Source organism: Pedobacter ginsengisoli (genome assembly GCF_002736205.1).
GTDB classification, from domain to species: Bacteria; Bacteroidota; Bacteroidia; order Sphingobacteriales; family Sphingobacteriaceae; genus Pedobacter; species Pedobacter ginsengisoli_A.
In genome coordinates this window covers 5,212,564-5,224,778 of sequence record NZ_CP024091.1, presented here as the reverse complement: position 1 = coordinate 5,224,778, position 12,215 = coordinate 5,212,564, and the positions used below count along the sequence as shown (strand labels likewise).

16 protein-coding genes and 5 tRNA genes are annotated in these 12,215 nt (G+C 36.4%); 2 read left to right on the top strand and 19 right to left on the bottom strand.

Going from position 1 to position 12,215, the window contains the following annotated elements:
* Window positions 1-109: 109 nt before the first annotated feature.
* From rplL to rpsU, 15 genes are all read right to left on the bottom strand, one after another.
* Window positions 110-484 (bottom strand): 50S ribosomal protein L7/L12, encoded by a 375-nt coding sequence (gene rplL / locus CPT03_RS22180; RefSeq protein ID WP_008243131.1) that lies wholly within the window; start codon window positions 482-484, stop codon window positions 110-112.
* Between the two features lie 62 nt (window positions 485-546).
* The gene (gene rplJ / locus CPT03_RS22175; RefSeq protein ID WP_099440856.1) at window positions 547-1,068 is read right to left on the bottom strand and encodes a 50S ribosomal protein L10; all 522 of its coding nucleotides are present in this window, start codon (window positions 1,066-1,068) and stop codon (window positions 547-549) included.
* A gap of 2 nt (window positions 1,069-1,070) precedes the next feature.
* Window positions 1,071-1,769 carry a 50S ribosomal protein L1 gene (gene rplA / locus CPT03_RS22170; protein WP_084291015.1) on the bottom strand — a complete coding sequence of 233 codons (699 nt, stop codon included), beginning with the start codon at window positions 1,767-1,769 and terminating at the stop codon, window positions 1,071-1,073.
* A gap of 23 nt (window positions 1,770-1,792) precedes the next feature.
* Window positions 1,793-2,236, bottom strand: coding sequence for a 50S ribosomal protein L11 (gene rplK / locus CPT03_RS22165; protein WP_008243137.1), 444 nt, complete (start codon window positions 2,234-2,236; stop codon window positions 1,793-1,795).
* A gap of 71 nt (window positions 2,237-2,307) precedes the next feature.
* On the bottom strand, window positions 2,308-2,850 hold the full coding sequence (nusG, locus tag CPT03_RS22160) for a transcription termination/antitermination protein NusG (protein WP_099440855.1): 543 nt from the start codon (window positions 2,848-2,850) through the stop codon (window positions 2,308-2,310).
* Between the two features lie 9 nt (window positions 2,851-2,859).
* Window positions 2,860-3,057 (bottom strand): preprotein translocase subunit SecE, encoded by a 198-nt coding sequence (gene secE / locus CPT03_RS22155; RefSeq protein ID WP_099440854.1) that lies wholly within the window; start codon window positions 3,055-3,057, stop codon window positions 2,860-2,862.
* Between the two features lie 13 nt (window positions 3,058-3,070).
* Window positions 3,071-3,141: transfer RNA gene (locus CPT03_RS22150), tRNA-Trp, on the bottom strand.
* A gap of 117 nt (window positions 3,142-3,258) precedes the next feature.
* Entirely contained in the window at window positions 3,259-4,446 is a 1,188-nt protein-coding gene (tuf, locus tag CPT03_RS22145; RefSeq protein WP_099440853.1) for an elongation factor Tu, read from the bottom strand.
* Between the two features lie 120 nt (window positions 4,447-4,566).
* A tRNA-Thr gene (locus CPT03_RS22140) sits at window positions 4,567-4,638 on the bottom strand.
* Window positions 4,639-4,725: 87 nt separating this feature from the next.
* Window positions 4,726-4,798: transfer RNA gene (locus tag CPT03_RS22135), tRNA-Gly, on the bottom strand.
* A 10-nt stretch (window positions 4,799-4,808) separates the two neighbouring features.
* Window positions 4,809-4,891: transfer RNA gene (locus tag CPT03_RS22130), tRNA-Tyr, on the bottom strand.
* An 8-nt stretch (window positions 4,892-4,899) separates the two neighbouring features.
* Window positions 4,900-4,972 (bottom strand) — tRNA-Thr (locus tag CPT03_RS22125).
* Between the two features lie 209 nt (window positions 4,973-5,181).
* Window positions 5,182-5,529: a ribosome hibernation-promoting factor, HPF/YfiA family gene (hpf, locus tag CPT03_RS22120; protein ID WP_048907302.1), complete on the bottom strand. Its 348-nt coding sequence runs from the start codon at window positions 5,527-5,529 to the stop codon at window positions 5,182-5,184.
* A gap of 16 nt (window positions 5,530-5,545) precedes the next feature.
* Window positions 5,546-6,430, bottom strand: a complete 885-nt coding sequence (locus CPT03_RS22115; RefSeq protein WP_099440852.1) for a tyrosine-type recombinase/integrase — start codon at window positions 6,428-6,430, stop codon at window positions 5,546-5,548.
* 129 nt (window positions 6,431-6,559) lie between these two features.
* The gene (rpsU, locus tag CPT03_RS22110) at window positions 6,560-6,754 is read right to left on the bottom strand and encodes a 30S ribosomal protein S21 (RefSeq protein ID WP_008243148.1); all 195 of its coding nucleotides are present in this window, start codon (window positions 6,752-6,754) and stop codon (window positions 6,560-6,562) included.
* 155 nt (window positions 6,755-6,909) lie between these two features.
* Here rpsU and CPT03_RS22105 point away from each other — a divergent pair, with 155 nt between their 5' ends.
* Complete coding sequence (locus CPT03_RS22105; protein ID WP_099440851.1) at window positions 6,910-7,281, top strand: hypothetical protein; 372 nt, start codon at window positions 6,910-6,912, stop codon at window positions 7,279-7,281.
* A gap of 102 nt (window positions 7,282-7,383) precedes the next feature.
* Here CPT03_RS22105 and CPT03_RS22100 read toward each other — a convergent pair whose 3' ends face one another.
* On the bottom strand, window positions 7,384-8,556 hold the full coding sequence (locus CPT03_RS22100) for an acyl-CoA dehydrogenase family protein (RefSeq protein WP_099440850.1): 1,173 nt from the start codon (window positions 8,554-8,556) through the stop codon (window positions 7,384-7,386).
* A 195-nt stretch (window positions 8,557-8,751) separates the two neighbouring features.
* On the opposite strand from CPT03_RS22100, the gene CPT03_RS22095 reads away from it, so the two are divergent.
* The gene (locus CPT03_RS22095; RefSeq protein ID WP_099440849.1) at window positions 8,752-9,801 is read left to right on the top strand and encodes an ATP-binding protein; all 1,050 of its coding nucleotides are present in this window, start codon (window positions 8,752-8,754) and stop codon (window positions 9,799-9,801) included.
* Here CPT03_RS22095 and CPT03_RS22090 read toward each other — a convergent pair whose 3' ends face one another.
* From CPT03_RS22090 to CPT03_RS22080, 3 genes are all read right to left on the bottom strand, one after another.
* Window positions 9,802-10,539, bottom strand: coding sequence for a LuxR C-terminal-related transcriptional regulator (locus CPT03_RS22090; protein ID WP_099440848.1), 738 nt, complete (start codon window positions 10,537-10,539; stop codon window positions 9,802-9,804).
* A 207-nt stretch (window positions 10,540-10,746) separates the two neighbouring features.
* Complete coding sequence (locus CPT03_RS22085) at window positions 10,747-11,274, bottom strand: adenine phosphoribosyltransferase (protein ID WP_099440847.1); 528 nt, start codon at window positions 11,272-11,274, stop codon at window positions 10,747-10,749.
* 2 nt (window positions 11,275-11,276) lie between these two features.
* Window positions 11,277-12,164 carry a ComEA family DNA-binding protein gene (locus tag CPT03_RS22080; protein ID WP_099440846.1) on the bottom strand — a complete coding sequence of 296 codons (888 nt, stop codon included), beginning with the start codon at window positions 12,162-12,164 and terminating at the stop codon, window positions 11,277-11,279.
* Between the last annotated feature and the right edge of the window lie 51 nt (window positions 12,165-12,215).

Below are 12,215 nucleotides of genomic sequence, written 5' to 3'. Positions count from 1 at the left end.
AGCCGTTAAACAATTTCACCAACCAAACAAGATGAAATGTTTATAAACAGGTATAGACTCCGACTATACAGTCGGAGTCTATGGTTAAAGTTATATTAAAATTAAGTGATTACTTAATTTCAACTACAGCTCCAGCTTCTTCTAATTGTTTTTTCAAAGCTTCTGCTTCGTCTTTAGCAACACCAGCTTTTAATTCTTTAGGTGCACCGTCAACTAAGTCTTTAGCTTCTTTCAAACCTAAACCAGTTAAGTCTTTTACCAATTTAACAACTGCTAATTTCTGACCACCAGCTTCTTTCAAAATTACATCGAAAGTTGATTTTTCTTCAGCTGCAGGAGCAGCATCACCAGCAGGACCTGCAACAGCAACTGCAGCAGCAGCTGGTTCAATACCGTACTCGTCTTTTAATATTTGAGCTAATTCGTTAACTTCTTTAACTGTTAAGTTTACCAATTGCTCAGCAAACGCTTTTAAATCTGCCATTTTTATAGATTTTAAAAATTTACGTAATAATAATTTGTTTAATATGAACTTTTAAGGTGTTCTTAACCTTCTCTTTCTTGAAGAGTTTTAACAATTCCTGCAATTTTGTTACCGCCAGACTGTAAAGCCGAAATAACGTTTTTAGCTGGTGATTGTAATAATCCAATGATATCTCCAATAAGCTCTTCTCTTGATTTCAAGCTTACTAAAGTATCTAATTGGTTATCACCAATAAATACTGTTGAATCGATATATGCTGCTTTAAGCTGAGGCTTGTCAGATCCTTTTCTCAAGGCTTTGATCAGCTTAGCTGGACCATTACCTACAGTAGAGAATAATAATGCTGACTGGCCTTTAAGGGCAACAAAGATTTCTGATGCATCGCCTTCTAATCCTTCAATCGCTTTTTTGATTAAAGTATTTTTAGCAACCTGCATTTCAATCCCGCTTTCGAAACATTTGCGACGGATACTGTTTACTTTCTCAACAGATAAGCTTGATGTATCGGTAATATAAAAATTACCGTATTCCTGCATCTTCCCTTGAAGAGCCGAAACAACTTCGTTTTTTTCTTCTCTGTTCATAATTAGATCCCCGCTACTGATTTAGTTTCAATTGCAATTCCAGGACTCATTGTTGAAGAAACATGAATGCTCTTAAAATAAGTTCCTTTTGCAGCAGATGGTTTTAACTTAGAAATTACCTGAAGTACTTCTAAAGCATTTTCATATATTTTTTCTGCTGGGAATGATACTTTTCCTACTGAAGCGTGTATAATACCACTTTTGTCAACTTTAAAATCAATCTTACCGCCTTTTACATCAGTAACTGCTTTACCAACTTCGTTAGTTACAGTACCTGATTTAGGGTTTGGCATAAGGTTACGTGGACCTAAAACGCGGCCCAGTTTACCTACTTTTGCCATACAAGCAGGAGTAGTGATAATAATGTCAACATCAGTCCATCCACCTTCAATCTTGGCTACATATTCGTCTAAACCTACAAAATCTGCGCCTGCCGCTTTAGCTTCTTCTTCCTTATCAGGAGTACAAAGAACTAAAACACGAACAGTTTTACCTGTACCGTGTGGTAAAGTTGCAATACCACGTACCATTTGATTGGCTTTACGTGGATCTACACCTAAACTAACATCGATATCAACCGATGCATCAAATTTAGTAGTAGTTATTTCTTTAACCAAAGCAGCCGCATCCTTTAAAGAATACGTTTTACCAGATTCTAGTTTAGCATGTGCCTTTTTTTGATTTTTTGTTAATTTAGCCACTGTTGTAAACTGTTTTTTGTTAATTAATTTGTCCAAGGTGCATCACCGCTAACGGTGATTCCCATACTGCGTGCTGTACCGGCAACCATACTCATTGCCGATTCGATAGTGAAAGCATTTAAATCAGTCATTTTATCTTCAGCAATTGACTTAACCTGATCCCAAGTCACCGAACCAACTTTCTTACGGTTGGGCTCAGCAGAACCACTCTGTAATTTAGTAGCATCCTTTAACTGGATAGCAACCGGAGGGGTTTTGATGATAAATTCGAAAGACTTGTCAGCATAAACAGTAATTACAACAGGTAATACTTTACCAGGCTTATCTTGGGTACGAGCATTGAATTGTTTGCAAAACTCCATGATGTTCACCCCTTTAGCACCTAAAGCAGGTCCTACTGGTGGCGATGGATTTGCAGCTCCGCCCTTGATCTGTAATTTAACAAGTGCACTGACTTCTTTTGCCATTTTCTGTTTTTGTTAATTTGTAATACTCAATGTTAAAATGTTGGAAGCATGTAACAATTAAGATCTTTATTCTATTCCTTTTCTACTTGCATATAGTTAAGTTCTAACGGAGTTTTTCTTCCGAAGATCTTAACCATAACCTTTAGTTTCTTTTTCTCTTCGTTAACCTCTTCAATAACGCCTGTAAAACCATTAAATGGTCCATCCATTACTTTAACGTTCTCTCCAACATAATAAGCAACGTTCATGATTTCGCTTTGCTGGCTCATCTCATCAACTTTACCTAAAATACGATTAACTTCCGCCTGGCGCATAGGAACAGGGTTTCCTCCCTTATCTCCTAAGAAACCAATAACGCTATTAATATTTTTAATTATATGCTCTAATTCACCGTCTAAAATCGCTTCAATTAAAACATAGCCAGGATAAAAATTGCGCTCTTTTGCAATCTTTTTCCCGTCTTTCATCTGGTAATATTTTTCCATCGGTATTAAAACCTGAGGAACCAAATGAGAAAATCCTAAACGGCTAATTTCAGAATCAATATACTGTTTTACTTTCTTCTCTTTTCCGCTAACAGCCCTAACTACATACCATTTCAACTGATCGTTCATTTAGCTATATTAATTAGAAAGTGATTTATAAAAAGTATCCAAAATAAAAGTAGAACCCTTATCCATTGCAAAAATAACACATGCAATAATAAGTGAAGCAACCAAAACCAACACTGCAGAATTTTGCAATTCTCCCCATGTAGGCCAGGTAACCTTCTGGGTCATTTCTTCATATGATTCTTTAACAAATTGAACTACTTTAGCCATAATTAATTTTTTGCACGGGAACAAGGATTCGAACCCTGATCAAAGGTTTTGGAGACCTCTATTCTACCGTTGAACTATTCCCGTGTATAATTTCCGTTCTTCTGAACGAATTGATTTGCTATTAGGACAAAGTACTCAGGCTATTAAAGCCCAAGTACTTTGCTTTATAAATTTGTCCGGTATCACTAAGATACCAAAGAACTATTTTACAATTTCAGTTACCTGACCAGCACCTACTGTTCTACCACCTTCACGGATAGCGAAACGTAGACCTTTTTCCATTGCGATTGCGTTGATCAATTTAACATTGATAGTAACGTTATCACCTGGCATAACCATTTCAGTTCCTTCAGCTAGTGTAATCTCACCAGTTACGTCTGTGGTACGGAAATAGAATTGTGGACGGTATTTGTTAAAGAATGGAGTGTGACGTCCACCTTCAGCTTTTGATAATACATAGATCTCAGCTTTGAAATCAGTATGAGGAGTTACTGAACCTGGTTTACAGATAACCATACCACGACGGATATCAGTTTTCTCAATACCACGTAACAATAAACCTACGTTATCACCAGCCTCACCATAATCAAGGATTTTACGGAACATCTCAACACCTGTTACAGTTGATTTAAGATTTTCTGCACCCATACCCAAGATCTCAACTGGATCTCCAGAGTTGATTACACCACGCTCAATACGTCCAGTTGCAACAGTACCACGACCAGTGATCGAGAATACGTCCTCAACAGGCATTAAGAATGGAAGGTCAGTTAAACGTGGAGGAATTGGAATATAGCTATCAACAGCATCCATTAATTCCATGATTTTAGCTACCCATTTTGGATCTCCGTTCAAACCACCAAGAGCTGAACCTTGAATAACAGGGATATCATCACCAGGGAATTCATAGAATGATAATAATTCACGAACTTCCATCTCTACTAATTCTAATAACTCAGGATCGTCAACCATATCCACTTTATTCATGAATACTACTAACGAAGGAACACCTACCTGACGAGCTAATAGAATGTGCTCACGAGTTTGTGGCATCGGACCATCTGTAGCAGCTACAACAATGATAGCTCCATCCATTTGTGCAGCTCCAGTTACCATGTTCTTCACATAATCCGCGTGACCTGGACAGTCAACGTGTGCGTAGTGACGGTTACCTGTTGAATACTCAACGTGTGCTGTATTAATGGTGATACCTCTTTCTTTTTCCTCAGGAGCTGAGTCAATTGAATCAAATGAACGCGCCTCAGATAAACCAGCATCAGATAACACTTTAGTGATAGCTGCTGTTAAGGTTGTTTTACCGTGGTCAACGTGACCGATTGTGCCGATGTTTAAGTGCGGCTTGCTGCGGTCAAACTTTTCTTTTGCCATGTTTTTATACTTATTAGTAGGTTATAACTTTTTATTTATTTATTGTTTTGATACAATTCAATACAAAAAACCTTGTTCACCCTGCTTTCAACAGATTCAACAAAGTTTATTTATTTTTTGAGCCAAAGATGGGACTTGAACCCACGACCTCTTCCTTACCAAGGAAGTGCTCTACCGCTGAGCTACTTCGGCTTTTCATCTCTAGCAGCTTATTCTTATTATTCCTTTCGGAATCAATTTTCACAATCCCTGCCGACTGCCCACCTTTTTCCATTTAAGAGCGGAAGACGAGGTTCGAACTCGCGACCTATAGCTTGGAAGGCTATCGCTCTACCAACTGAGCTACTTCCGCTTCTTTATTGTGGGGAGAGAAGGATTCGAACCTTCGAAGTCTTGCGACAACAGAGTTACAGTCTGTCCCATTTGGCCACTCTGGTATCTCCCCAAAAAAAGAGCCTCCTATCGGGATCGAACCAATGACCTACTGATTACAAGTCAGTTGCTCTACCAGCTGAGCTAAGGAGGCTTATATCATATGCCACTTCAAATCAAAGCAACAAATTTTATAATATTAATCTTTCATAGAACATTCCATTTTAGTTGTTGAGGTAACGCCCTCTCTGAAATGGAATGCAAATCTACAAGAATTTATGATAGACGCAAAATTATTTTTAAAAAAAAATTGGCGAAAGTGACTCCGCCAATTCAATATTAAAATATCGCCAAAATATGTATCTAATAATCAGATACTTCATTCGCATTTAAAATTGCTTTATGTTCGCTTAATTTTATTCTCGTCTTGTCTTTATGTTTCGTAATTTGCTTTCTTAAGGATTCAATTGCTAAATCTGTTGCCTCTTCAAATGATTTACATTGTTCTTTTGCGAACATTGTTCCGCCAGGTACGATCAATTTAATCTCACTTATTTTATTGGCTTCATCATCTACATTCTCTAATTTTAAATAAACTTCCCCACTAATAATCTGATCAAAAAACTGATCTAGTTTATCTACTTTCTTTTGAATGAAATCTAATAACTTCTGGTCTGCATTGAAATGGATCGATTGAACTGTAATTTTCATATTTTCCTCCTCTTTTTTATGCCTTTGGATGGGCTTGTTTATATATTGATTTTAATCTCTCTACTGAATTGTGGGTATAAACCTGGGTTGCAGCCAGACTTGCATGCCCCAACAACTCTTTTATCGCATTTAAATCCGCTCCTCTATTCAACAAACTTGTAGCATAAGAATGTCGTAATACGTGCGGGCTTTTCTTATCTTGTGTGGAAACGAAACTTAAATAACGTTGCACTATTCTGTATATCAACTTAGGATAGGCCGCTTCTCCTTTATCTGTAACGAATAAGCTCTCCGTTTTGTTATCAAAATTTTGTAATGTTTTTAGCGCAATGTAATTTCTTAACTGATCTTCAAGGGGTTTACTTATTGGAACTATTCGTTCTTTATTCCTTTTACCCAAAACCCTGATATTTGAATCGTAGAAATTAACATCAGACTCCTTTAATGTCAGCAATTCCGAAAGTCGTATACCAGTTCCAAATAAAGCTTCAATAACCAGCCTGTCTCTTACAGAAGAAAAGCCCTCATTAAAAAAAACTTCAGAATCAAGTAACATATCCAGCTTTTCATCATCAACAAATACAGGAAGTCTTTTGGGGGCTTTAGGGGCTTTTACAAGCGCCATTGGACTCGATTGAACTACGCCCTCACGAACAAGATATTTACAAAAACTGCGCAGGGCGGAAAGCTTTCTTCCAATCGAACTCTCAGCAGTACCTTCTTCCATCAGCCAAACCATATAATCTCTTATATGAACATATGCTGCATCATTTATTTGGAGTTCAAATGTCTGGAGCATAAAATCCCCAAACTGAATCAGGTCGGTTCTGTAGGACTGTACTGTGTGTGGAGAATATCGCTTCTCGTGCTGGAGATATGTTAAAAAATGGTCAACAGTCATAGAAACTATTTGTATTGCTCGATAGAGTGAATATACAAAACATTATCTTAACAATTCCTTTTTATTTGCATAAAAAAAGCCATCAAATTATTGATGGCTTCGAATACTATTATGTTTAAACTACAAGAACTATATTGTTCCTTCTAGTTGCATATTTTGCTTATAAATAGCGTGTTTCACTAACGTACGACGTGCTACAGACTTTTTCTCGTAAGCTTGGCGGCTACGTAATTCTCTTAACACTCCTGTTTTTTCAAATTTCTTTTTGAAACGTTTTAACGCTTTATCTAGTGATTCACCGTCTTTAATATTAATAATGATCATAACGTAAAATACCTCCTCTCGTTGTTTTTAGGACTGCAAAGATAGGTATTTCATTTGATAATCAAAACAGTATGTCGAATTTAATTAATAATATTGAACTCGAAAGTACGTGGTACACTTTTTATACTTATTTTTAATATAAAAACAAATCCATCATGAAATCTAAAAAGCCTCTGTTTATTACTCTTGCTATAATCATCCTGGTCCTTACAGGGTTCATTTATTACCGCTATTATTTTGTATTTGGCGATGGCGTTAAAGCCGGTGAGTTAAACTATGTTGTTAGAAAAGGTTATGTATTTAAAACCTACGAAGGCAAACTGATCCAAACAGGACTTAAATCTAAGCAAACAGGTACTATTCAATCAAATGAATTTGAATTCTCAGTTGATGACAAAGCCATTGCCGAAAAAATGATGATGAACAGTGGAAAAACATTCGAACTTCACTACAAGGAATATATCAGCGCTCTTCCATGGAGGGGTTACAGCCAATTTGTGGTCGATCGGATCATATCTATAAAGTAACCCATATGTATCAAAAAAACAAAAATCCGGCATATGCAAATAAGCCGGATTAATTGGTTTTATATTTGGTTAGAATATTCTGTTTTATTTAGTTACACTAATCTAATGTTTTAAAACTTCTCTTGCAATAACTATTTTCTGAATTTCTGAAGTTCCTTCTCCAATGGTACATAATTTACTATCTCTGTAAAACTTTTCTACCGGAAAATCTTTAGTATAACCATATCCTCCAAAAATCTGCACTGCCTCCGTTGCTGTTCTCACGGCAACTTCAGACGCAAAGTACTTGGCCATGGCTGATTCTTTACTCATAGGTAAGCCACGATTCTTTAAATCAGCAGCCTGCCTTATCAGCAACTCAGAAGCTTCAATTTCAGTAGCCATATCAGCAAGCTTAAAACTAATCCCCTGAAAATTTGCAATTGGCTGTCCAAATTGATGCCTTTGTTTAGCGTAAGCCACTGCTGCCTCATAAGCTCCTTTAGCAATTCCTAATGCCAATGCTGCAATTGAAATCCGTCCACCATCTAAGACTTTCATCGCCTGTTTAAAGCCTTCCCCTATATTTCCCAAAAGATTTTCCTTGGCGATACGGCAATTATCAAATATCATTTCAGTGGTTTCTGAAGCCCTCATTCCTAATTTGTTCTCCTTTTTGCCGGCTGCAAACCCTGGTGTTCCCCGTTCAACAACAAAAGCAGAAATCCCATTAGAATCGCCTTTCTCGCCTGTCCTGGCCATAACTACAGCTATATCTCCTGTTTTTCCATGAGTAATCCAGTTTTTAGATCCATTAATCACATATTCATCTCCTTCAAGAGTAGCCACCGTTAGCATCCTTAAAGCATCAGAACCTGTATTCGCTTCTGTTAAACCCCATGCTCCTATCCATTCGGCCGATGCCAATTTAGGTAGCCATCTCATTTTTTGCTCTTCATTGGCAAAAGCAAGAATATGACCGGTACACAAAGAATTATGCGCAGCCAATGAGAGACCAATAGAACCACAAACTCTGGAAATTCCTACAATCACATCCACATACTCCTGATAGCCCAAACCAGACCCACCATAAGTTTCGGGAACCAAAACACCCATTAAACCCAACTCACCAAGTTTCTTAAAAACCTCTACCGGAAAATACTGTGCCTCATCCCACTCCATTACATTTGCACGAATATTTTTCTCTGCAAAATCATGTACCATCGCTCTTATCATTTCCTGACTCTCTGAGATACTAAAATTATATCCTACAGAATTATCCATTGTTTCTAACATAATTATCTATTTGAATCCCGACAATTATAAACAAATAAAACAACAGAAACACGGGTTTAAATTTGCTTGAAACTAGAACGAAATGGTATTTAGTCCATTAACCTTACCTCTTGATTTTAAGTAAATAAATACGCAGAAAACTTTTTTTTATTTTTTTAGCTTTACCATCTTAGAACTATCTAAATAAAGCATCTCATGAAGTTTGTTACTGCAAAAGACCTTATAGCTCAATTAAAAAACGACCTTATAGGCAAAGATTCATACAGAGGGGTAACACTTACCTACTCCTGGCTGGCTAATCAGTTTGGCCATTTTTCATTAGGTTTTATTCCTACAATACTTATTTACACTTTGCTAAAAGCAAAAACCAGCGTTTCTAGTCCAGAGCTATGGGCAGCATTTGGTGTTTGGGGGGGCTGGATCTTATTTGAGTTATTTAATTTCCTATGGCCCCTACTATTTAAATCAGAATCGAAACGCAAGGCACTGGGAAGCGGAAAGTACACATTTCAACCTGCCTGGTTAAATGTTACGTTCGATACCATTACAGACCTCCTATATTTTGGCATAGGAGCACTCTCTGCAAGTTTGATCTGCGAGTTTCATCAAGGAATTCTTATCACTCTTATTGTGTTGGTAATATTAATTAGCTATCCCTTCTATTACTGGTATAGTACAAAAATGTTTATCCAGAATGCTGGCTATCCTTTTCAGTTACGGTTAAGTCAATGGAACCAGCAAATAAAAGAAGAAAACAAAGCGTTGATTTTAAACTTTTTACAGCATAATGAACCCGGAAAACATATGTTGCTATTCGGTTCCAGAGGAAGTGGCAAAACAATGCTATCTGTTGGAATAGCAACAGAATCATCTATTAAAAATAACAGCTGTAGTTACGTTACAGCAGTAAAATTATTATGCCTGTTTTTTGAGAATGAAGATAATCCTCCAATTACAAAGCCTGGAGCCTGGTCGTGGAGGAACTCATCATTATTGGTTATTGATGATATTAATCCGGGGGGAAATGTACAAGATGATATTTTAAGTGCTGCCCAATTCTACACCATCCTTGATAATTTGAGTTGCGGCGAAATAAATAAAAAGGCCATTAAAGAAAAAAGTATAATCTGGGTTATGGGAAATGAAGACCCAGATAGGCATGCTGAAGAACGCTGGGAAACATTATTAGAAAAAATAGGCGTTGAAAAATCGAATATTACAACCGTAAATCTTGATGCAATTTAATTAAGGAAGTATATTATTATCGTATGCAAAACTAACCAGGTGGGTTAAACTTTTAACATCAAACCGCTTATAAAGGGGGATAATTCTTTTTTCTATAGCTGAGTGAGAAACCCCCAACTCATGGGCAATTTCTTTAAAAGAATACCCTTTTGCAACAAGTGAAAGGGCTTCTTTCTCCTTATTAGATATCGCTAAGTGGTAAAATAATATTTTATTTAATTCCTCTTCAAACTTTTCTTTATCCGGACCGTAAGCTGCGTATCGCATTATTTTCCCAAATATTAGGCTCCTATTGATTTGAAAGCGCCCTATAATGGATTCAATCTTACCATTTTCAGAACTAAAAACGCCCACCCTTGCCGAGATAGGGACTTCGCTCCCATTTTTATGAATCTTTTTAAGTTCAATAGTAAAACTATACTTCTCAAGATCTTCGGTTTTGTTATGAATAAACTGGAGGGCCTTATCATTAAGATCGTGCGAGAAAGGAGCAAATTCAGGTGCTGACATATTTACTATAGCCAACATATTTATTTCATCATCCCTATACCCAACAACTTCCTCCCAGCCGCTGGCAAATATCATTCGGTTTTCTTTAAATGAATAGATATAGATAGCTTCTTCGGCAAATCTGGGAATGGTTTGCTCAAAAAATAATGACTGTTCATCTTTTAAGTCAGCCGGAACATCTGTTATAAAGTTCCTTGAATAGTCTCCAAAATTCCCTTTCGATTTCATTTTATATCCATTTAGAGAAATCTTCCTAGTAAAACCTGTGTATTTACTCAGTTGATTTTAATTAGAATCACTGCTAATTTCGCAACAAGTTTAAAAAAAATAATGCTCATTCTGGCATCACTTTTTATTTTTCTATTCTTATTTTAAACTAACCGTGTTTCCCCAAGTCTTATGTTAATTACTCATGTAATTAATTGATTAACAAAGTTAGTAAGAGGCCAAAGAAAAAACCTCATTCCCATAAGGCTTCAATCGTGTTCTACCGTTCAGAAAATCCAGAGATATAATAAAAGAATATGCTGCAACAGTTGCTTCCATATGCATAATAAGTTTAGATGCTGCAACAACGGTTCCACCGGTAGCGAGTAAATCGTCATGAATTAGAACCCTTTGTCCTTTAAGCAAAGCATCCTGATGACATTCAATTGTAGCACTTCCATATTCCAGATCATAAGATTCCTGTATAGTTTTATAAGGCAACTTTCCTGCCTTTCTAATAGGAATAAAGGGAACATTTAACAGCTGGGCTAGTGATGGTCCAAATAAAAAACCCCTGCTTTCTATACCTGCAACTACATCAATCTCTACATTAGAGAGCTGCCTGGCTAATGCGGCTGTAATATCAATACACAAGGCCGGATCCTTTAATATTGGGGTTATATCTTTAAAAATAATCCCTGGCGTTGGAAAATCATGTACATCACGTACAGTTTGTTTTATTCTTGATTCTATCATGACTAAAAAGTAAGGTAAGGTGCCAAACGTCCAATCGTTTCAGGGTCTAAAATAGCTACCTTATTTAAGTCAGCAATATTACTATAATTTCCGTGTTGTTTTCTATATTCAAGAATAGCATTTATCTGCTTATACCTTATATATGGATGTCCCTTAAAATCTTCTAGCCGGGCAGTGTTGATATTAATTTTTTTTATCTTTTGATCATCTACAGAAATTTGATTCCTGATCTCATCATACTTTATCGAATCTAATCCAAATACTTCAAGTAATTGTTCTTTCCTATAAAAACCTCCAATCCGCGCTCTATACTTTATTATCCTGTTAGCAAAGGCAGGACCAATACCTTTTATCTCAATAAGTGCTGCACTATCTGCCTCATTTATCTCAATTATCTTTGCCTCTTTGGGCACAAAAGTTTTGGCGTTAATATTCCCGGCATGTTTATCTTCAATTTTTACGTAAGGAGATATCCTTTTATATATTTCCGGAGTAATCGTATACATTTTCTGCAAGTCTTCGGTTTTCCTAAATCTCCCACCCTTTTCTAAATACTTTATAATAGCTGCAGATTGTTTAAAAGACAGTCCAAGCCTTTGCCAACCATCAATATTAATAGTATTAGGGTCAAACGGAAATAATGAGTAACTGCGTTCCTTTTTAGGATTTTCTTTTGTTACTCTTCTGTCATTAAACCTCCTTGGTTGTTTAACCGCAAACTCCAATCTTTTTATTGCTAACTGTTCAATCACCGGATCTTCCGGCTCTGGCATTATAAATCTATAAACATCCGGAGTAATGGCTATTAACACCACAAGCACTATTAAAGCTATAAGTCCGTTAAATTCTCCCTTACTAAAATCAAAATAAGCATTCAACAATTTTCTCATTGCCTAATCTATAGCACATTATTATAAATATCAACCTCAACAGCTTTAGTA